The sequence below is a fragment of the Paenibacillus sp. R14(2021) genome, assembly GCF_019431355.1.
Classification (GTDB): Bacteria; Bacillota; Bacilli; order Paenibacillales; family Paenibacillaceae; genus Paenibacillus_Z.
Genome location: NZ_CP080269.1, coordinates 4,148,142 through 4,166,739 on the forward strand (window position 1 = coordinate 4,148,142; position 18,598 = coordinate 4,166,739).

The window sequence follows — 18,598 nt, forward strand, 5'->3', positions numbered from 1 at the left end:
AAGGGGTGGGTTACAAATCCGATTGAAGTTGGTTGTAAACAGTGTTACTCTAACAACGGTAAACTCAACATCTATGTGTTGCATACAGCTAATAATGGTCACTATTTTAGTTATAAAGAAAGGTCATACGATGATAAAAGTTGATAAACTATCCTTCTCATTTCCGCAAAAAGAACTATATAACAACATTTCATTTACGTTAGAAGAGGCGCAGCATTGCGCTTTTATAGGAACAAGCGGCAGCGGGAAAAGTACATTGATCGATATACTGGTGGATCCAGAACGATATCTGTTCGAGGGCAAGTTAGACATAGACCCCACTTGCAGGATTGGGCTTGTAAGTCAATTCTCACAACTCGACAAAACGAAAGAAACAACCGTTTTTGAATATCTAGGGGAAGCATTCATTAAGATACAAAATGAAATCACATCTATTTGTACGGAAATGGAAACATCAGCGGATATCGATGCGTTATTAGAAAAGTATCAATTCGCTTTGGACGCATTTGATGCCATCGGCGGGGCTGATTTTGAAAGCGACGTTAATAAGAAACTAAACGTAGCAAACCTCATGAGGCTAAAAGATCATAGGGTATCCGATCTGAGTGGCGGGGAATTCAAACTTATTCAAGTGATGAAGGAAATGCTGAGTCGTCCGGACGTCATGATTATGGACGAACCCGATGTATTTCTGGACTTTGAAAACTTAAATGCGCTTAAAAATCTTATTAATGCTCACAAGGGAATCCTGCTCGTTATTACGCACAACCGCTATCTATTGAATCATTGTTTCAACAAAATTATTCACCTTGAAAACACGGAGATCCAAGAGTTTGACGGGCGCTATATCGAGTATAACTTCTCATTGCTTCAGACAAAAATCGAGCTGCAAGAAATCGCAGTCGCTGAACATGAAGAGATGGAGAGAAACGAGACCATCATCAATAACCTCAGGGTGATTGCGACTTATAATTCTGAAGCTTCTCGAGGGAAAGCCTTGAAAGCTCGAGTTAGGTTTCAAGAGAGATTGGAAGCGCGCAGAATTAAAGCGCCGTTTGTTGCGATTAAGCAACCGAATATCAGTTTTGGCATTGACCATGAAATTGAAGACAGCACTGTTATAAATGTCAGTAATTATAGCGTCGCCTTTGATGAGCTGCTTTTGGACAATGTTAACTTTGAGATAAAATCTACGGATAAAGTAGCCATTATCGGTTCAAACGGTACCGGGAAAACGACCTTACTCCGAGAAATTTTCAAAAATAATCATAATTCAATTGAAATAAACGCTGATGTTAAAGTGGCTTATTTATCTCAGATGCAGGGCGAAGTGCTGAAGGATTCTAATACCATACTAGAAGAATTCATCGATGCCGGGTTTAAGACGTATGATGAGATTCGATCGTATCTCTCCAACTATGGCTTTGAGGGCGAAATCGTTAATCAGAAGATAGGATCTCTATCTGGTGGAGAAAAAAACATGCTTCAATTGGCTAAAGTTGCTGCCAGTAAAGCAAACGTGTTGCTGCTTGATGAACCGACAAGCCATTTAGACACCTACTCGCAACTAGCACTGGAGAAAGCCATTGAAGACTATAAAGGTGCTATTCTCATGATTTCTCATGATTTCTATTCGGTTGTAAACGGTATGGATTATGTTCTAATCATTGACAATAAAACAATTCGAAAAATGAGCATGCGAAAATTTAGACAGATGATTTATGCGAGTCATTTTGATAGAGACTATCTAGAAATAGAACAAAATAAAAGATCAGTTGAAATGAAAATAGAATTGGCTTTAAAAGATACTGATTTTGAACGTGCAAAAGGTTTGGTTGATGAGCTGGAAGAGCTGATTAAGTTGCTTTAAATGACAACTCTCTGATTGAAATGATTAAGTGAATTAGTCCGAGTACAACGATGAAACATGATGTTGGTGGAAAAGGTTCAATGAAAAAGACACTGATGGATAGAATCTCAGTGTCTTTTTGCTGCATGGATTCCTTGAGCTAGAAATAGGATGAATCAACAATTGAGAGAAAATTAAGCAGGTACTATACTAAATTAGTACTATGACGACACTATTTAGTTCCTTATGATGAAGGTAAAATTCATGAGGAGAATAAAAATATGAGATTTCCACGAGCAGTTTGGATGACACTCTATCAGATATTTGCGGCCGCAGTCGGCGTAGGATGCTTTTATGCGTTTATTTTCTTTATTTTTAATCTTGATGATGGCCTTCTAAGCGAGGATAATAAGCCAGCCGCTTACGGGGTAGCTGCCTTAGCAATTGTAGGAACGATAGGCTTCTTATTTCTTGGCAGGCTCATTTACAAGTCCACTACCTATATAGGCCCAACAATAGGAGTCATCATCGTTGTGGCCATTTTTACTCTCCCTGCCTTTGAAGCAGGTTCTCATGTGGTAGATGCTTTTCAAAAATACCGCGCGAAGCCTTACGTGGAAAGTTATATGGAGGAATTAAAAGCAACCTTTGCGGATAAAAGTACTTCACTGAATTATGATTATATAGAAAGCAAGTCCGAAACTCTACGTTACTGGAATAGTAATGGAGAATATATTTGGATTAAGATAACAAAGAAAGACGAGGCACAGTTGTCGGTAGAAGATATAATAAAAGTAATCGACGCTTTACCTCCGGCTAAGTATGATGTGAGAGTTTCTATTAATTATGGGAGTAATAAAGAATCTCTAAATGGCCAGTTTTCTATTGATTTTACAATTCCAAAAAAACCAACTGCTTCGCCGTATTGTGATTCAGACGATTATGAAAATCATCCTTGTGTATGGATAAGGGAGCTATTCGCTAACCAAGGTAAGCCATAGTGGTTGAAATGGCTGTTAAGATGCGGTTCTTAAGTTAATTAGCAGTGGAATGGAGAGTTAGTAATGAGAAGGAAGGCAGTAATCACCGGAAGTGTTATCTTCAGCCTTACCATATGTTTAGTTTTAGCGGTTCACTTATATAAAACATACAAACCGGGATACGTTTATGAAAATGGAATATGGAATTATGTGTCCTATGATACAGGAGTCGGCAGAAGAGTAAATCCAATCCATGTAAGGAAGGATGAACTCAAAGTCTTGAAGTACAAGGATTTTGCAAGAGATAACAAGAGTGTATATTTTAAAAGCAATAAGGTAGAAGGTTCAGACCCGGAAACGTTCCAGATTATTAGCGGCAAAGGTAGATATCGTTATGCGAAAGATAAAAATAATGTATATATTTATGCGAGAGATGATTGGTCACTATATAAATTATTACATGCAGACCCTATCAGTTTTGAAATAATGGCGTTTCCATATTCAAAGGATAAGAACGACGCCTATTGTGGAAACCTACCGCTTTATGTAGATGATGTTTCTAAATTTAAAGTCACTGAGAGCACTGGTTTTGCAATCATGTCTTCGGTTTACGGCTTCCTGGGTACTGCATCTGATCCGGCAGATTCGTCTTCAGAGTATGAACGTAATAGACACGCGTATAATCGTAAGAAATATGGGTTTATTACTGACCCGGTATTTTACTCTGAAGATGGAAAAGCAAAAACGGATCAACTTACTTATAGCGGATATAGATTAGATGGGGGCTAAACGATCGAAACCCATGTGATATGATAATTCGGAATAGAAGCCAAGGGAGCGAACACACGTAATGATCGACCTCAATGCGATTGACAAGGAATTCGCGGATAAGTGACCGGTCGATACGGACATTAAAGGTTGTGCCGTCAATGAAGTGTACTTTTGTCTTATCCGCGCATTCCTTCGCTCCCGAGCTGATGGCCATGTTCGTCAGGAGTGTGATCGACACAGTAAGCGGCAGAATGGCTATGAACCAACTCGATAATTATGAAGTCGTCATCCAAGAGACGATCGACTCATTTATGCTTGCGACAAGGAGAGAGGAAACATGAAGAAGATTCAAAATGACGCTCTGCACGTAATCGGAATTATTCTGAGTCTCGTTGGTCTTGCTACGGTCGTACAACCGTTAATTCGAGCCATGTTAGGTAAACCATTAATTTATCGGTGCCTCGGACTGCTGCCTGAAGGGTGGCCTTCCTTTATCGCATGGATGGTTGTCGTGGTGATTGGGCTTGTGCTCGTTACGTTTACCAAGAGCATTACTTCTGGCAAACCGGATTAAGGAATACGGGTATCGGCCGATGCTCATAATGTCACGGTGATTTTAACCGAAACTGTCCTCGGTCCAAACGGTAAACCGGTCAAAGAGCTGGATCGAGATGCGAAATCCCCCTTGGCAAGATCGGCGAATTCATTTGAATTGGCGCGATTTGTCGAGGGGGATTTTTATATTGGCAGGCTCCACCCCATAAATATTATGGGAAACAGGGTCGTTATCGCGATGGAAGGACTTTGCTTCCCCGCGAAGAATGTAATACACAGCTGACTTTATGCAGATTCGAATACGTCCTCAGTATTCAAAATGGAGGATGAGGATGCGTCGATGACGATTAAAGAGCAGTCAATCATGAATTGGACAGGCAGCAGGATCAGCACAACGGATAGAGAGATACAGATTATCGGCAAAATAGAGGAGCCGCTTATTTTAATCCTGGAGAACGTGTTGAGCCACGCGGAGTGCGATGCGCTTATTGGGTTAGCCCGAACCCGATTGCAGCGATCTAAGATCGGCAGGTCTCACGTCGAAAGCGATAGCAGAACGAGCAGCAGCATGTTTTTTGAGGAAAGCGAGAATGAGTGGATTCAGGCCATTGAAACAAGAGTTTCCGAACTGATGAATATACCTGTTTCACATGCGGAGCCGCTGCAGCTCTTGCACTATATGCCGGGTGAGCAGTATCAGCCTCATTTTGACTATTTCATCTCCGGTAATGCTGCCAACAATCGCATTAGTACACTGGTTATCTATTTAAATGACGTAGAAGAAGGCGGCGAAACGTATTTCCCTTCCCTTCGGTTTAGCGTAACGCCCAAAAAAGGCAGTGCCGTTTACTTCGAATATTTTTATAATGATCCCAGCATCAATGAACTAACCTTGCATGGCGGAAATCCGGTCGTGGCCGGTGAAAAATGGGTAGCGACGCAGTGGATGAGAAGACAACGTCACCGTTACTTGTAAGGGGTTTTATTTCACTTCGATTGCCGCCACGCCGAAGCCATTGGCTCCCGGGGTGGGTACAACATAGACGACCAAGTCTCCCTCAGCATTGTAGTTCCATCCAGTCTCTTGGCCGCCGAAGGAAACGAGTGGCATGAAGAGAGTGCCGTTTGTATCGAACGTAATGACAATGGTACCGCCGCTCTTCGTTGTCGTAAACCCAGTCCCGGCGAAGACCGAGCCGTCTGGAAGAACAAGAGCCGTCAGCGTGCGGTTTCCGTCGCCTTTGTCACCCTTAAGTCCGGTCGCTCCGACGGGACCAACGGGCCCGACAGGTCCAACAGGTCCAATGGCTCCAGTGTCGCCTTTGTCGCCCTTGAGTCCGGTTGCACCAACGGGGCCGGCAGGTCCAATGTCCCCAGTGTCGCCTTTGTCACCCTTGGGTCCGGTTGCACCAACGGGGCCGGCAGGTCCAATGCCTCCAGTGTCGCCTTTGTCACCCTTGGGTCCAGCTGCGCCAACGGGGCCGGCTGACCCGGTATTCCCGGTGCTGCCTTTATCGCCCTTAGGTCCGGCTGCACCAGCAGGACCGACGGCTCCGACTGCTCCTCTCTCCCCTGGTTGACCCGCAGGTCCAACTGCCCCGGTGTCGCCTTTATCGCCCTTAGGGCCAACTACATTCCAGGAAATAAGCTGCTCCGTCTTGTCGCAAGAAGGAGCGGTCGGTTTTTGACCCTTGTTTGTTCCCGAAGCTGCGGGCAGCAGCAGTCTCATCGTGCCGTTCTTCTTTACGCATGCCTGTAAAGTCGTCTTCGTCGAACTGCTTTGATTTGCTGCGGCATAGACGCCAATGCCTGATAAACTGATCATGATGAGAGCTGCGATAATAACGAAAACCTTCTTGCTAATATACATAATGACACCACCTTAGCTATATTAGGATACATTTTGTATCATATTATATGCCAATTATCACGTCAATTACTACTCGAGGGCCGGTTCCGTAAGCCCGTGCGTAAAGTTCATTATTAGGATAATCATCCATATAATGGATTCAGATATAAGGGATGGTTAGAATCTGGAAAAGGGGGGATAGCGATGAAAAAACTGGTTGAGCGCTTTGTTATGCGGCTGCGTTTTCCATACGGTGCCGTCGTCCTTGAGTACGACCGAGACTGGTTGGTTGCAACACTTCGGATATTCGACAGCGATGATCCGGACACCAGCCGTGCCGTTCCTGGCAGGGAATAAGTACGCTATCCCGAGAGGCCCCAGGAATAGAAGCGGGGGATTTTCAAAGGAGCATGAAAGGATGAATGTTAAAATTCGCGGGAAGTCATCTATAGTGGCAGCACTAAGACCATTCACCCGGATCGGCTTAACGCCGCCGGAAACAACGTATTTCAACGAAATTCAATCTACCGTAGGCAATGATCCGCGGGTTCGTATCGACCCATTGGTCCAATTGCCGGGCGGCAATTACCTTATTACCCTGCATGTGCAGGGGATCAGCAAAGCACGAGCGCTGGCGACATTGCTGCTGCCAAGTGCCACACCCGGCGCTGTACGGATATTCGTGCGGGTGAAGACGAGCACCGGCCGCAGGGCCATGCCGATCACAACCGGACTCACGCCGAAGAGAATCGCCGCGCTGTACCGTTCAGCCTTCCGAACGAATCGGCTGTTCGCATTCGCGGCCACGAGGCAAATATTCGCCTTAACTTATGTGTATCCCGTGTTCAAGGTTGGTGTCATTCAATTCCCGAACGACGATCTGTCCGACTACTACGGCAATTACAACAACGTCACTGCCTTTGTCTTCCAAGACGTCCTTCGCAAGCAGATTAACGGAACAACCATTCAATTCTCCAGCACGCTGAAGAAGGCGCGCACATGATTAATCCGCCGCACCTCGCAGCTTCGGCGCTAGCTTCTATTCCCCGTATCCTTGGATTTCGACCCGATCAGGTAGCCGATAATGGTCGATTCGACGGGGAGTACGAAGAGCGTCCACATTTCCTTCAGGCCGAAGTCGGCCGAGCGGTATTGATCGGGCGTCAGCGTGTAGACAAGGGCGATGAGCAGCACGCCGAGTGCGATCGTGCCAACGATATACAGGCTGACGTTCTCGCCCGATCCGAAAAACTTGCCGAGGAAGCCGAGCTCCGCCTTGCGCTTGTCGCTCTCGGCATTCGCCGCGATGATCTTGCTCGCTACCTTGGGGTCCTGAATCTCGAGCTTATTCATGCTAGGTGACCCCCTCGCCCGAGAAGAAGGTGAACGTCAGCGCCCAAGACGTCGCATCGAAATTAATGGTCACCTCATAACGCAGCGAGAGCTTGCGGTTGTTCAGGACGCCGAGATGAATCATGTCTTGGTTGCCGGTCGGCCTGCCGCGCGGGAAATTGACGCATGCAATCCGTACCTCGTTGTAACGGACAAGCCGGATATCCGTTGTGAATTCATTCCGTTCCGACTCGTGCTCGATGCAGAATACGAAGGTTAACGGATCGTTTTCTTCCGATAATACGATTTCGATGGGGTTCATCCCGTAGGCAAAAATTCTGCCGTGATACACGACTTCGAACCCGCCGGACGTAATTTTCATCTTCATCCCTCCAAGGCGATCTGTCATCGAACGAGCTCCTAGATCTAGTGTACGAGTGCGGGGCGGGGTTCATGTCTACAGACGCGAATCGGGAGCGGAAGCAGCCATTAGCCGGAACTCCCAGTATGAAGATGCTGGTTTTTTTGGTATGGTTAATGGATTATGCATAAAATCAGCCTGGGAGAGAAAACATCAAATGAACAAACAACACCAAATGAAATCCAGCTTGCTGCTGCTGCTTACCGCCTGCATCTGGGGCTTTGCTTTCGTGGCGCAGCGCGAGGGGATGTTGCATACAGGGCCGTTTACCTTCAACGCGGTTCGATTCGCGCTTGGCGCGGTCTCCTTGATTCCGCTGATTCTTTTACTGGACAAGCGATCAGGACAATCGGCGAAGGAAATCGGAGTATCGGCGAAGAAGGCGGCTGTGTCGGGGTTCTGGGTTGGGCTGATCCTCTTCTGCGGGGCGTCCTTGCAGCAAATCGGACTTGTCCATACGACGGCGGGTAAGGCTGCCTTCATTACGGGGCTCTATATCGTCATTGTGCCTTTCCTCGGCTTGTTCCTGAAGCAGCGGCTGAACGTGAACAGCGTGGCAGGCGCGATTGCAGCGGTAATCGGCTTGTACATGCTTTGCGTGAAGAGTAATCTGACGCTGGGCGAGGGTGATTTGTATGAACTCATCGGCGCCTTTTTCTGGTCGGCGCACATTCTCATTATCGATAAGCTGTCGCGTCGAACGGATGTGCTCAAGCTGTCGTTTTTTCAGATCGTGACCAGCTCCGTGCTCAGCTTCATCGTAGCCGCGGCGACGGAGAAGATCGACGTATCGGGCTTGACGCAGGCGATTGTCCCTCTATTGTATGGCGGAGTCTGCTCGGTCGGAATTGCCTACACACTGCAGATCGTTGGGCAGAAGAACGCGCAGCCAACGCAGGCGGCCATTATTATGAGCATGGAAACGGTCTTTGCGGTCATTGGCGGCTATTTTATTCTAGGCGAGCTGCTGACGACCCGGGGTATCTTTGGCTGCTTGCTCATGCTTGTGGGCATGATCGTACCGCAGCTGCCGCAGATTAGGAAGCGAGCGGGAGCGGGGAGCACGATCGACGGAGCGCGTAATTAATCCGATCCGTTAAGCCGTCAGGCTGCATGGAACAAACAAAGGACCGGAACACCCCATCGGGCGTTTTCGGTCCTTTGTTTGTTGACGGAACCAGGCTTCAGCTGGCGCCTTCCTCGGCGAGCTGCCCGCGGTAAACACGGCTGCGCCTGCAGTGCGCAGGGAGCAGAAGAAGCCTGCAAGCGATGCATGCGATACAAGTTGCCCCTAAATTAATTCAACCCCTTGCCCGAGGCCCTGATAGGTGCCGTGACGTTTCCCGCCGGGAATAAGTAATCTATCCCGAGAGGCGCGAAGGAGATGAACAGCATGCGTAGAACAGGCAGAGGCAGCATGTCGGTCAAGAGCAAATGGACGAAGACGAAGTGGCTGCTGTCAGACCGCGATTTGAAACGATTCGTACCCGAAACGAAGCATTTTACCCGTTCGGCGCTTAAGACGATGACCGGCCGCTACAAGACGGTGTACTTCAAGCCGACGGACGGCACGGGCGGCAACGGGATCGCGCGCATCGTGCGGAAGTCCGCTCAGACTTTTCAAGTAAAGAAAGACGTGCGATCATTCGAGGTGACCTCCGCCCGTTCGTTATTCACCCGATTGACACGCATCGCCCGCGGGAGGAGCTATCTGCTGCAGAAGGGGATCCAATTGAAAACCGCCCGCGGCCGGCCGTTCGATGTCCGTGTGACGATGCAGAGAGCGGGCAGCGGCAAATGGATTCCTACCGTTCTATTCGTTAAGCTCGGTAAGCCTAACAAGGTCGTCACGAACTATCACCAAGGCGGTAAGCTGACGCTTCTGGAGACGACGCTGCGCCGTTCGGGCTGCAGTCCGGCGCAAATCGACCGCTATAGACAGCGGCTTGAGACGCTCGGCAGGCAGACAGCCCGCTGCTTCGACCGCCGCAGCATGCGGTTCAAGGAGCTTGGTCTCGACGTGGCGATCGACCGCAGCGGACGATTATGGATTCTGGAGGTCAATACCCGGCCGAGCTTTCAAGCGCTGAAATCGCTTGCCGATAAGAGCTTCTATCGAACCGTCGTGCGGTACGGCAAATTGTACGGGAGAACGCGATAGGGCGGATAGGCGGCGGCTTCCGAATGTTCTGATCTACCGATGCTCGTTCATCTCTGCTATGATAGTGGCAAAACGACATTCGGGGTGATTCGTCCATGTTCGGCAGCAAAAAACCGCAGTCGCCTTCTCCGCCGGCAGCCGAGCCCGCAAGGGAAGTGCCGGTATATACCGTTCATTCGCTGCCTCGCCCTTACGAGGTACTGTGCGTTGTCTATTCCGGGAAAGTGAACAACAGCTCGTCCCTCCATGTGCTGAAGCAGCTCGCGCGCGCGGGCGGGGCGGTGCCGGAATGCGATGCGGTTATTGGCATGCTCATTACGCCCGCGGCAACGGCTGGGGCCGTGAATGCTTATGGTACGGCAATCCGCTATCTGTAAGGGGACAATAGCCCAAATAGAACCGAGCTGCTGCTGCACGGTTCTATTTGGGCTGCCCCCGTATGAACGGAACCAGATAAACTTACACTTGAACATGACGTTACGTCATCTTTTATACTAGGGATACCGGTAAATGGCTGGCGCGGCAGAAGGGGATGATCATGACACAGAGATGGAAGGTTGGCGAGCTTGCGCGAATCGCGGGCTTAACGGTTCGAACACTGCGTTACTACGATGGGATCGGCTTATTCTCGCCATCCGGCCATTCCGAATCTGGCCATCGGCTCTATACCGAAGCGGATCTAACGCGGCTGCAGCAGATTCTGTCGTTGAAAGAGCTTGGCTTGTCGCTGGACGAGATGAAGTCGGTGTTGACCGGCGGTCAGTACAGCTTATCCGACATCGTGTCGCTTCAGATCACCCGGATTCAACAGCAAGTTATCGTGCAGCAGAAGCTGCTCAGGCAGCTGGAGCATGTAGCGCGCCTCATGGCGAACAATCAGCCGTTGACAGTCGATGATTTCACGAAGCTGCTCGGCACGATGCGCATGAGCCATGAGAAATTTTTTGCCGAGAAGCAGGCGAGCTGGCAAGCCCATCTCGACCGTCTAGGCGATTTTCTGGACAAGCAGAGAGATCCCTAATTTGAATGGAGGAAATATACGATGAATGATTATTCCGTGAATAACGATACGTTCTTCATTGCACGCACGTATAAAGCCGCTCCTGAGCGGGTATTTGCCGCATGGGCAGACCCTGCTCTGAAGGCCAACTGGTTCCCGAAGGCAGATGTATTCGATTTCCGCATCGGAGGTCTCGAAATCATTCAAATGGCCGCGCCGGACGGCACTGTCTTTAAGTCCACTGCAACCTTTCATGAGATTGTGCCGAGCAACCGAATCATCTACACCATGACGATTGACATGGGGGAGAGGCGGATCTCGGTTGGGCTTATAACGATCGAATTCAAGCCCGAGGGCACAGGTACGCAGCTCGTCTATACCGAGCAGTGCGTATTCCTCGACGGCATGGATTCGGCCGACATTCATAGAGAAGGCGCGAACGATTTCTTGGACAAGCTGGGCGCCGAGCTGGAGCGGGCGAGCTAGCCCAAGCTGAACGTGCGAAGAGCCGGGCGGAGGTCGATCATCCGCCCGGCTCTATTATTGATGCGCATATCCGCAAAGCTTACGTGCCGCTTGGATAAATGATTTTGGCGTCGCCCCAGTCCGCGTGGTCCCAGTCGCCGCCCGCAACGCCGTTCGTGACGACGAGCTTAAGCTCGTTTGCGCCGCTGATGTCAACATCGAACGTGAAGTTTGGCGTCGTCGCGACCATGACGCCGCTCGCGGCCGCTTGGACGCCGTCCAGCCACACTTGGAATTCGACGTCGCCATTGCCGAACGTTTCGTCATCGACGCCGACCGTTGCTTGGAAGCGGCTGTACTGCCCGCCCAGCGTGTAAATAATGGTCGAGGCCGCATGCGTGCCAAGCCCCTTCGGAAACACGACCTCGTTCAGCGTGATCGGCTTGCCGTCGGAGGATTTGTCTTTATTGACGTTGGCCCAGCCGGCAACCGCATAGTCCCACGCGTAATCGCTCAGATAGATCGTCGGCGCCGCCGGCGGAGCGAGCGTGGCAGCAGCGGCATTACTCGCCGCGGATACGTTGCCTGCGGCATCCTTGGCTTTGACCGTGAACGTGCTGGACGTTCCCGGAATGAGGCCGGCAGCCGTGAACGACGTGGCCGAGGCGCCCGTGGTCGTGCCGATCTGGCTGCTGCCTCTGTAGATGTTGTACCCCGTCACCGCTTTATTGTCTGCAGCGACCGTCCACGTCAAGTTCGCGCTGGTGCCGGTCACGGATGCGACCGTCAGCGTGGGCGCCGACGGAGGCGTGGCATCAGGCGCTTCCGTCGTTACGAGGAGCACCGCGCTCGGATCGGATACGTTGCCCGCCGCATCTCTTGCGCGGATCGTAATGCCGTAAGTCGTGAGCGCGGTTAAACCCGTTAACGTTATGGAGGTTTCGCCTGGCGCAGCAGCTCCTGCCAAGGTGCCGTCCCTGTAAACATCGTAGCCCACGACGCCGACGTTATCGGAAGCAGGGCTCCACGTTAAGCTAATCGTTTCGTCGGTTTGCGAAGGCGATGTTACCGCCGCCGGAACCGTCGGGTTCTTCGTATCGGGCATGCCCGGTCTGACGATAACGACGGATTCCTTCAAATCCGCGCGTCCTTCGTTGTCCCACACGACAAGCGTCACGCGGTAGATGCCCGCTTTGTCATAGACGAAGGTCGGTTTGGCGGATGCGCTCGGCAGTCCTGCGCCGAAGTCCCATAGGTACGTTGCGATGACGCCGTTGTCCGTCGATGTGCTGTTGAACGTAACCGGCTCGCCTACGCGAACGAGGGCGGGGATGTTGAAATTCGCCTTGGGCTTCGGATTGGCAAAGCCTCGGGATGCAGGCACCGCGTTGCTGCCGTTCTTGTACACCAGGTTGCCCTTCCATTCCAAGTCCAGCGCAGCTGCCGGGTACGGATCTATTGCCGCGTCTTTGTTGCCGTAGATGATATTGTTCGTAAAGCTCAGCTTGTCGACACCGGGCGCGCCGGTAATTTCAATCGCTTTGCGCCCGTTCCCAGCAATTAGGTTGCTGTCGAACGTCAGGTTCGCTGCATTGCCGTGAATGCGCACGCCGTTGCCTTCATAGCCGGGATAAGCGGCTTTCGGATTGCCCAGCTGCGTGTTGATGAAGCTGTTCTTGAAGAAATATTGGTACTGCTCGGTTTCTGCGGCACCAGCGCCCTGCAGCTGCATCCCCCACATGACGAGATTCTGGATGGCGTTGTAGCTCCACAGCTGGTGGCCCGGACCCGGCGATTGCTGGATGCCGACCTGCTGCCCGCCGTCGACCACATTATCCGATGTCACGGCGTTCTCCGCCATGATCTCGAGACCGATCGCGCCGACAGTGCCGTCCGTCGTATGGACGACATTGCGCCGCACGGCGATTGTCTTGGACCGAACGGCGCTGATCCAGTGATCGACGTCGTTGTCTTCAATGATGGCATTGTCCGTATTCGTATGCAGCTCGATGGACAGGCCGTTCTCCTTCTTGCCCGAGCCTGTAACCTTGTTGCCGCGCACGATCGCGCCAGAGCTGCCGTCGTTGAGGAAAATACCGCCGCGGCCTGTGTTCGCGATGACGTTGCGCTCAATGAGCGCGTTATGCGAGTCGTAGCCGATCCGCATGCCTGCGCCCCAGATGGAACCGACGCCGATGTTCGAGATATTGTTGTCCGACACGGTCAGGTTGTTCGTTCCGATGCCGTACAGCGCATGCGGACCGAAGCCTTGGACGGCGGCGAAATCCTTGACGCGGAGGCCGCTCATCGTATTGCCGCTGCCGCCCTCGGAGACGACGGCCGACATGGCGACGAGGCTGTTGCTGCCGTCCAGCGTCATGTTTTTAATCGCTGCGTTCGAGATGTTATAGAAGTAAAACATATACGTGTCCGAGCTGTCCGTGTATTTCACGATCGTGCTGTCGCGATTCTCCCCCTTGATCGTTACGCCTGTTTTGCCCTTGACGGTGCCGCCGAGGTAATAGGTTCCTTTCGGCAGCAGGACGGTGTCCCCCGCCGATGCCGCGTCGATGGCGGCTTGAATGCCGGCTTGATCGCTAGCGTTGTCGGAGCCGTTCGCCCCATAGGCAGTGACGGATAACGTCGTGCCGGCCGCGGAAGCCTTGGCGCCTGTCCACGGGCTTGCGGTCAGAACGAGCGCCAGCGATAAGAACGAGCCGACCGCGCTCCGTGTGAAGAGCTTGACCTTCATGATTAGAAACACTCCCCTGCGTCCAAATTGGAAGGCCTGCACCGATGAAGCCGCAAGCCTCCTGCTTTATCTACTGTGGAGGAAATGCCGGGAAAACGTTACTGTCCGATGGCCGAATCGCTGATTCGGCGACTGTCAAATTAACCAATCGCTATGATTTATGTAAGCGATTACAGGATATGACATAGGTCGACCCCGCCGGCGGCACGGCTGCAGCGACTGCCGGCTGCGCCCGCCTGTCTTCGCGCCGCAGCCTTTCGAGGCGCCGCCCAAACCGGGAAATCCGGCAGCCCAGCCGATGGCAGGGGCTTGCCGGATCCTATGATGCTTACCTGATTAGATGCACGTAAAGGCATCAATGCGCTGCAGGTCGAAGCCGGAGAACATCCAGGAGAACCCGTTCCAGCGAAATCCCGATATCGACGTCCGTCCAACGAATACGGGGTAGAACCAGAAGCCCGGTCCGCTTCGCGGCCAAATGTACGTATAGCGGTACCTGCAGCCGGCGATCGCACCGGGGTCGACGGCAAACGTGGAAGTGAGGGGTTTTTGGGGAACCGTCTGCGGCGGCGGCGACGAAGGCGGCTGCTGCGAGCCCTGCGGTCCGAGGGGAGGCATAAAGGCCAAGCTGATCACTCCTTTGATGGTTAATCATCCGCTGCTTGCTTAGAGCAGCGAGATGGCCAGAAGATTAAACAAGACCAGGGGCAGAATAACGTTGTTGTAATTCGGTCCGGGAACTCCGGGGAAGAACGCGCGGCTGCTGCCTTCGTTAGACAACTTGATGTAGAGAATGCCTCTGTCGCAGTAGACGATATGCCCTTCGAAGACGTCGCCGTCCATCGTCTCTACCTTCACCAGCCGATAGGCGTGGCCGCAGCAAATCCGATGAAGATGGTCTTGAAGCGAACGCAGCGATTGCCGCGCGTTGGAATCGCACTGGTAGATCGGCGTTAATCCTTGCTGTTGCTGTACTGGATTTTGCAAGCTCATGGTTAATAGACCTCCGTTGTGAACATGGTTCATCCTATGCAGGAGCCTAGTCCGGCGTTACTGGGCCGCGGCATGAATGATCGCGCGCGCGCGCGAAGAAGCCCGCCCGAGACAAGCAGCCCCGGGCGGGCTTCAATGGACGAACATAATGAGCGGCTTTACGGCTGCGGGCGTGTTCCCGGCTCTAAGCCTGTGGAGGCCGCTGTCTTGATCAGCCGCACCGATACATCGCCGTGCAGCCGAATTTGGCAGGACAGCCGCACGGAGGAATCCTCGATTCCTTTGTTGCGGAGGGCTGCCGCTTCCAATTCTTCCATCGCGCCGGCATCTCCTGCGAGTACCTCAACCGCGCATGTGGTGCATTTGGCATTGCCTCCGCAGCGGTGCAGGACATCGATCCCGCTATCCTCAAGCGCAAGCACGAGCTTCGCGCCTTCGGCCGCCTGAATGGCGTCTCTTCCTTCTACGTGAACCGTCAGCATGGGACGTTCCTCCTTCAATGGGATGATCTTGCTAATTATTAGGTTTAACTCGTATCTATTAAACCATTATCCGCGCGATTTCGTCCAATTCAAATTACCCGCCAAGCGGACGCTTGATGGACAAGGTCTGCCTGGCGGGTGATTGCTGCTGCGTAATGGGGTCCTACAGCGGCTCTCCGTTCAAATAATTGAAGAACGGCACGTCGGTCCAGAAGTCGTAATGTTCGACGTTTACGGACGGGTCAACCTTCTTGAAGCCGTCGATGACGGACTGCGATTGCTCTTTCAGCGAGAAGGACTGCGCGTAGTAGCGGTCGATTTGAATCTTGTTGTTCGTGATTTCCTTATAATCGGTAAGCGGCGTGAGCGAGTAGTACAGCGGCTGCCACCATGAACTTGCCAGCAGGCCGGTCTGGTCTTCTTTATTTTTCTTCGCATAGGTGCTCACGATGGTATTGAAACGCTGCTTGTCGGCAGCTTGGCCAAATTCGAAGGCGATATCGTATTCCTTCGCGTATTCGATGTAATTGCCGTTCACAATCTGCCGAACTTCATATTGATCCGATACGCCGGGCTCTCCCCATTCCTTCAAATAGACGAAGGCGGAGGTCTTCGGCTCGAATTGCACCTTGGCTTGGATGCCTTCACTTCGGAGCAGGCCGACCAGCTGCAAGGCATGCTTCAGATCGGAGTGGCCGTAGACGAGCGATAACGATTCGATAAAATTAGGGTCATAATGGCTGTCCTTCAGGTTGTAGCCGGTTACGAGTCCTTGCTCTAGCGCAGTATCGACGATCTTCTGCAGCTTCTCGGATTTGATAATAACGGAATCGTTGTACGCATCCGTCAGCTTCGCGTAGATATCGGCGTCGCCGACGTAGCCGATATAATGCTTGTACTGGCCTTTGAAGACCAAGGTCTTGCCGATCAACAGGTTCGCCAGATCCGTCGTAACGGGTGCGCCCGCTTGCAGTTGACGGTAATAAGCGGATGGCAGCAGGCCGGTGTCCACCGCTGCGGCAAGCTCTTGAGCGGTTTGCAGGCTGAGCGAGGACGATTGAATCGGCAGCGAGGAGATCGCTTTGTCCGCCTTCGCTCGTGGATACGTGTACGCCAATTCTTGAAGGCCGGCAGCGCGAACGGCAATTTGAACGGCATGGACGGCGCTGAGCGGAGCCGCAGCATTCGCGGTATCCGAGGCTAGCACGCCTTGCTCGTACAGCGCTTTGGCTGCGCTGTAATAAGGGCTCGATGCGCTCAGATCTTTGAACGTCACCGACTTGTCCGTAGCCGTCAGCTGCGCGGAGCGGACCAAGTCGACGAAGAATTCGCCTCGGGTCACTTTGGCAGGGAGCGTCAGGTTAAACTTGTCTTTCAGAAAGGCGGCATACTCGGCGGCTGAGATTTCGCTGCCCGCGGCAGGCGGCGCAGCGGCGGCATAGGCGGCGGATTGGCTTCCGGCCAGCAAGGATACGGATAAAGCGGCGATAAGAAGGAACTTGTTTCCTTTTGCCAATGGAACAATCATCGTTATGTACGCCTCCTATTTATTAAACTACATTAATCACAGTGAATTAGTAGGATTATAGTAACATTGGTAATTTACGGTGTCAATCCTATCGTAGTAAAATGAGCATATATGAATTAGCGTTGCGAGAAAGGGGAAGATGACAAGGTGCGAACGATACTATGTCTGCAAGCGTTTAATCCAGAGCAGCAGGAGGCGATCAAGCGTGCCGCACCGGATGCGGCTGTAATTTTCGGCCATATGGGAGCCGTGGAGGAGCAGCATTACCGGGAAGCGGAGATCATATTCGGCTGGGACGCCAATGTGAAGGCGATCGCGCTGCAGCAGGGCTCCGGCCTGCGCTGGGTGCAGAGCTGGTCGTCGGGAATTGACAGCCTGCCGCTCGATCTGCTTGCGGAGCGCGGCATTCTGCTGACCGACGCCAGCGGCGTTCACGCTAGATCCGTATCCGAGACTGTTATCGCCATGATGCTGGGGCTTGCGCGCGGCATTGCCTCCGCCGTACGCAATCAGCAGCGCAGCGTATGGGAAAGTCCGCGGACGCTCGCCGAGATGAACGGCGGCACAGTCGCAATCGTCGGAGCCGGCGAGATCGGCCGCGAGGTCGCCCGGCTTGCGCGCGCGTTCGATATGCGCGTTGCGGCCGTTCGCCGCTCGGGCGGCGCGATGCCGGAGGCTGACGTTGTCTACGGCCTTGCAGAGCTGGATGACGCGCTGCGCGAAGCGGACTACGTCGTTAATAGTTTGCCGCTCACGAGCGAGACGTGGCATCTATTCCATGCCGAACGCTTCGCCGTCATGAAGAGCGGTGCGTATTTCATCAACGTGGGCCGCGGCGGTACGGTGCGGACGGAGGATCTCGTCGCAGCGCTGAACACCGGCGTCATTGCGGGAGCCGGTCTCGATGTGTTCGAGCAGGAGCCGCTGCCCGCCGATCATCCGCTCTGGGGGATGCCGAACGTAATCATAACCCCGCATAACGCCGGCGGCATGACCGTGCGCAATACGGAGCGGCTCGTTAAGCTCTTCGTCTCGAACTTGACTGCCTACCTCACGGAGGGGCCGGACAAGCTGAGAAACCTCGTTGATTACCGGAAGAAATACTAACAATGAAGGAGGAACAAGAAGATGTCTGACCAAACGTTATTTGCCATCGCCTTATATAGACCGCATCCTGGTCAGGATGCGGCGCTTCGGGATATTTTGCGGACGCATGAACCCGCGCTTCGCGCCGAAGGGCTGATTACGGCTTATCCGCTGCTTCGATTGGAAGCGGGAGACGGCACGCTGATTGAATTATTCGAATGGAAATCCGAGGAGGCGAAGGATCGGGCCCATAAATCGCCCGTTATTTGGCCGATTTGGGAACGAATGATGGCGGTAGCGGAGATGACGAGCCTCGCTTCGCTGGAGGAAGCGAAGCGGCCGTTTCCGGTTTTTAAGCGAATGGAGCTGTAAAC

At 52.3% G+C, this 18,598-nt stretch carries 23 protein-coding genes; 15 read left to right on the forward strand and 8 right to left on the reverse strand.

Annotation, left to right across the window (positions count from 1 at the left end):
• Positions 1-130 precede the first annotated feature (130 nt).
• From KXU80_RS19305 to KXU80_RS19330, 6 genes are all read left to right on the forward strand, one after another.
• On the forward strand, positions 131-1,870 hold the full coding sequence (locus KXU80_RS19305) for an ABC-F family ATP-binding cassette domain-containing protein (protein WP_219834814.1): 1,740 nt from the start codon (positions 131-133) through the stop codon (positions 1,868-1,870).
• A gap of 260 nt (positions 1,871-2,130) precedes the next feature.
• Positions 2,131-2,850 (forward strand): hypothetical protein, encoded by a 720-nt coding sequence (locus tag KXU80_RS19310; protein ID WP_219834815.1) that lies wholly within the window; start codon positions 2,131-2,133, stop codon positions 2,848-2,850.
• Between the two features lie 63 nt (positions 2,851-2,913).
• On the forward strand, positions 2,914-3,618 hold the full coding sequence (locus tag KXU80_RS19315) for a DKNYY domain-containing protein (protein WP_219834816.1): 705 nt from the start codon (positions 2,914-2,916) through the stop codon (positions 3,616-3,618).
• Positions 3,619-3,758: 140 nt separating this feature from the next.
• The gene (locus tag KXU80_RS19320; RefSeq protein WP_219834817.1) at positions 3,759-3,941 is read left to right on the forward strand and encodes a hypothetical protein; all 183 of its coding nucleotides are present in this window, start codon (positions 3,759-3,761) and stop codon (positions 3,939-3,941) included.
• Positions 3,938-4,174 (forward strand): hypothetical protein, encoded by a 237-nt coding sequence (locus KXU80_RS19325; protein ID WP_219834818.1) that lies wholly within the window; start codon positions 3,938-3,940, stop codon positions 4,172-4,174. The genes KXU80_RS19320 and KXU80_RS19325 overlap by 4 nt, the downstream gene beginning before the upstream one ends.
• A gap of 321 nt (positions 4,175-4,495) precedes the next feature.
• Entirely contained in the window at positions 4,496-5,131 is a 636-nt protein-coding gene (locus KXU80_RS19330) for a 2OG-Fe(II) oxygenase (RefSeq protein ID WP_258171065.1), read from the forward strand.
• 6 nt (positions 5,132-5,137) lie between these two features.
• Here the strand turns inward: KXU80_RS19330 and KXU80_RS19335 are convergent, their stop codons facing one another.
• Entirely contained in the window at positions 5,138-6,025 is an 888-nt protein-coding gene (locus tag KXU80_RS19335; RefSeq protein WP_219834820.1) for a collagen-like protein, read from the reverse strand.
• Between the two features lie 183 nt (positions 6,026-6,208).
• Here KXU80_RS19335 and KXU80_RS19340 point away from each other — a divergent pair, with 183 nt between their 5' ends.
• On the forward strand, positions 6,209-6,361 hold the full coding sequence (locus KXU80_RS19340) for a hypothetical protein (RefSeq protein WP_219834821.1): 153 nt from the start codon (positions 6,209-6,211) through the stop codon (positions 6,359-6,361).
• Between the two features lie 61 nt (positions 6,362-6,422).
• Positions 6,423-7,007, forward strand: coding sequence for a hypothetical protein (locus KXU80_RS19345; RefSeq protein ID WP_219834822.1), 585 nt, complete (start codon positions 6,423-6,425; stop codon positions 7,005-7,007).
• 29 nt (positions 7,008-7,036) lie between these two features.
• On the opposite strand, the gene KXU80_RS19350 is transcribed toward KXU80_RS19345, so the two are convergent.
• Together KXU80_RS19350 and KXU80_RS19355 are read right to left on the reverse strand one after the other, a co-directional pair.
• Positions 7,037-7,357: a hypothetical protein gene (locus KXU80_RS19350; RefSeq protein ID WP_219834823.1), complete on the reverse strand. Its 321-nt coding sequence runs from the start codon at positions 7,355-7,357 to the stop codon at positions 7,037-7,039.
• 1 nt (position 7,358) lies between these two features.
• Positions 7,359-7,745: a DUF6864 domain-containing function gene (locus KXU80_RS19355; RefSeq protein WP_219834824.1), complete on the reverse strand. Its 387-nt coding sequence runs from the start codon at positions 7,743-7,745 to the stop codon at positions 7,359-7,361.
• A gap of 169 nt (positions 7,746-7,914) precedes the next feature.
• Between KXU80_RS19355 and KXU80_RS19360 the strand changes: the two genes are divergently transcribed.
• The 5 genes from KXU80_RS19360 (at position 7,915) to KXU80_RS19380 (ending at position 11,404) form a co-directional block, all read left to right on the forward strand.
• Positions 7,915-8,844, forward strand: a complete 930-nt coding sequence (locus KXU80_RS19360; RefSeq protein WP_219834825.1) for a DMT family transporter — start codon at positions 7,915-7,917, stop codon at positions 8,842-8,844.
• Between the two features lie 306 nt (positions 8,845-9,150).
• Positions 9,151-9,918 carry a YheC/YheD family protein gene (locus KXU80_RS19365; protein ID WP_219834826.1) on the forward strand — a complete coding sequence of 256 codons (768 nt, stop codon included), beginning with the start codon at positions 9,151-9,153 and terminating at the stop codon, positions 9,916-9,918.
• A 95-nt stretch (positions 9,919-10,013) separates the two neighbouring features.
• Positions 10,014-10,295, forward strand: a complete 282-nt coding sequence (locus KXU80_RS19370; RefSeq protein WP_219834827.1) for a YbjQ family protein — start codon at positions 10,014-10,016, stop codon at positions 10,293-10,295.
• 161 nt (positions 10,296-10,456) lie between these two features.
• Entirely contained in the window at positions 10,457-10,939 is a 483-nt protein-coding gene (locus KXU80_RS19375; protein ID WP_219834828.1) for a MerR family transcriptional regulator, read from the forward strand.
• A 21-nt stretch (positions 10,940-10,960) separates the two neighbouring features.
• Positions 10,961-11,404 carry an SRPBCC family protein gene (locus tag KXU80_RS19380; protein WP_219834829.1) on the forward strand — a complete coding sequence of 148 codons (444 nt, stop codon included), beginning with the start codon at positions 10,961-10,963 and terminating at the stop codon, positions 11,402-11,404.
• Positions 11,405-11,483: 79 nt separating this feature from the next.
• Here the strand turns inward: KXU80_RS19380 and KXU80_RS19385 are convergent, their stop codons facing one another.
• The 5 genes from KXU80_RS19385 to KXU80_RS19405 form a co-directional block, all read right to left on the reverse strand.
• Positions 11,484-14,135 (reverse strand): NPCBM/NEW2 domain-containing protein, encoded by a 2,652-nt coding sequence (locus KXU80_RS19385; protein WP_219834830.1) that lies wholly within the window; start codon positions 14,133-14,135, stop codon positions 11,484-11,486.
• Positions 14,136-14,471: 336 nt separating this feature from the next.
• The gene (locus KXU80_RS19390; protein WP_258171474.1) at positions 14,472-14,753 is read right to left on the reverse strand and encodes a transporter; all 282 of its coding nucleotides are present in this window, start codon (positions 14,751-14,753) and stop codon (positions 14,472-14,474) included.
• A 48-nt stretch (positions 14,754-14,801) separates the two neighbouring features.
• Positions 14,802-15,128 carry a hypothetical protein gene (locus tag KXU80_RS19395; protein ID WP_219834832.1) on the reverse strand — a complete coding sequence of 109 codons (327 nt, stop codon included), beginning with the start codon at positions 15,126-15,128 and terminating at the stop codon, positions 14,802-14,804.
• Positions 15,129-15,286: 158 nt separating this feature from the next.
• Positions 15,287-15,610: a 2Fe-2S iron-sulfur cluster-binding protein gene (locus KXU80_RS19400; RefSeq protein ID WP_219834833.1), complete on the reverse strand. Its 324-nt coding sequence runs from the start codon at positions 15,608-15,610 to the stop codon at positions 15,287-15,289.
• Between the two features lie 163 nt (positions 15,611-15,773).
• Positions 15,774-17,138 carry a hypothetical protein gene (locus tag KXU80_RS19405; RefSeq protein ID WP_219834834.1) on the reverse strand — a complete coding sequence of 455 codons (1,365 nt, stop codon included), beginning with the start codon at positions 17,136-17,138 and terminating at the stop codon, positions 15,774-15,776.
• A gap of 147 nt (positions 17,139-17,285) precedes the next feature.
• Here KXU80_RS19405 and KXU80_RS19410 point away from each other — a divergent pair, with 147 nt between their 5' ends.
• Positions 17,286-18,245, forward strand: coding sequence for a D-2-hydroxyacid dehydrogenase (locus tag KXU80_RS19410; protein ID WP_219834835.1), 960 nt, complete (start codon positions 17,286-17,288; stop codon positions 18,243-18,245).
• Positions 18,246-18,266: 21 nt separating this feature from the next.
• Positions 18,267-18,596, forward strand: coding sequence for an antibiotic biosynthesis monooxygenase (locus KXU80_RS19415; protein WP_219834836.1), 330 nt, complete (start codon positions 18,267-18,269; stop codon positions 18,594-18,596).
• Positions 18,597-18,598: the final 2 nt, after the last annotated feature.

Bases quoted from the DNA above. Each gene is read 5' to 3' on its own strand.
- KXU80_RS19305 (WP_219834814.1), top strand. From the start codon at position 131: ATGATAAAAGTTGATAAACTATCCTTCTCATTTCCGCAAAAAGAACTA.
- KXU80_RS19310 (WP_219834815.1), top strand. From the start codon at position 2,131: ATGAGATTTCCACGAGCAGTTTGGATGACACTCTATCAGATATTTGCG.
- KXU80_RS19315 (WP_219834816.1), top strand. From the start codon at position 2,914: ATGAGAAGGAAGGCAGTAATCACCGGAAGTGTTATCTTCAGCCTTACC.
- KXU80_RS19320 (WP_219834817.1), top strand. From the start codon at position 3,759: ATGAAGTGTACTTTTGTCTTATCCGCGCATTCCTTCGCTCCCGAGCTG.
- KXU80_RS19325 (WP_219834818.1), top strand. From the start codon at position 3,938: ATGAAGAAGATTCAAAATGACGCTCTGCACGTAATCGGAATTATTCTG.
- KXU80_RS19330 (WP_258171065.1), top strand. From the start codon at position 4,496: ATGACGATTAAAGAGCAGTCAATCATGAATTGGACAGGCAGCAGGATC.
- KXU80_RS19335 (WP_219834820.1), bottom strand. From the start codon at position 6,025: ATGTATATTAGCAAGAAGGTTTTCGTTATTATCGCAGCTCTCATCATG.
- KXU80_RS19340 (WP_219834821.1), top strand. From the start codon at position 6,209: ATGAAAAAACTGGTTGAGCGCTTTGTTATGCGGCTGCGTTTTCCATAC.
- KXU80_RS19345 (WP_219834822.1), top strand. From the start codon at position 6,423: ATGAATGTTAAAATTCGCGGGAAGTCATCTATAGTGGCAGCACTAAGA.
- KXU80_RS19350 (WP_219834823.1), bottom strand. From the start codon at position 7,357: ATGAATAAGCTCGAGATTCAGGACCCCAAGGTAGCGAGCAAGATCATC.
- KXU80_RS19355 (WP_219834824.1), bottom strand. From the start codon at position 7,745: ATGACAGATCGCCTTGGAGGGATGAAGATGAAAATTACGTCCGGCGGG.
- KXU80_RS19360 (WP_219834825.1), top strand. From the start codon at position 7,915: ATGAACAAACAACACCAAATGAAATCCAGCTTGCTGCTGCTGCTTACC.
- KXU80_RS19365 (WP_219834826.1), top strand. From the start codon at position 9,151: ATGCGTAGAACAGGCAGAGGCAGCATGTCGGTCAAGAGCAAATGGACG.
- KXU80_RS19370 (WP_219834827.1), top strand. From the start codon at position 10,014: ATGTTCGGCAGCAAAAAACCGCAGTCGCCTTCTCCGCCGGCAGCCGAG.
- KXU80_RS19375 (WP_219834828.1), top strand. From the start codon at position 10,457: ATGACACAGAGATGGAAGGTTGGCGAGCTTGCGCGAATCGCGGGCTTA.
- KXU80_RS19380 (WP_219834829.1), top strand. From the start codon at position 10,961: ATGAATGATTATTCCGTGAATAACGATACGTTCTTCATTGCACGCACG.
- KXU80_RS19385 (WP_219834830.1), bottom strand. From the start codon at position 14,135: ATGAAGGTCAAGCTCTTCACACGGAGCGCGGTCGGCTCGTTCTTATCG.
- KXU80_RS19390 (WP_258171474.1), bottom strand. From the start codon at position 14,753: ATGCCTCCCCTCGGACCGCAGGGCTCGCAGCAGCCGCCTTCGTCGCCG.
- KXU80_RS19395 (WP_219834832.1), bottom strand. From the start codon at position 15,128: ATGAGCTTGCAAAATCCAGTACAGCAACAGCAAGGATTAACGCCGATC.
- KXU80_RS19400 (WP_219834833.1), bottom strand. From the start codon at position 15,610: ATGCTGACGGTTCACGTAGAAGGAAGAGACGCCATTCAGGCGGCCGAA.
- KXU80_RS19405 (WP_219834834.1), bottom strand. From the start codon at position 17,138: ATGATTGTTCCATTGGCAAAAGGAAACAAGTTCCTTCTTATCGCCGCT.
- KXU80_RS19415 (WP_219834836.1), top strand. From the start codon at position 18,267: ATGTCTGACCAAACGTTATTTGCCATCGCCTTATATAGACCGCATCCT.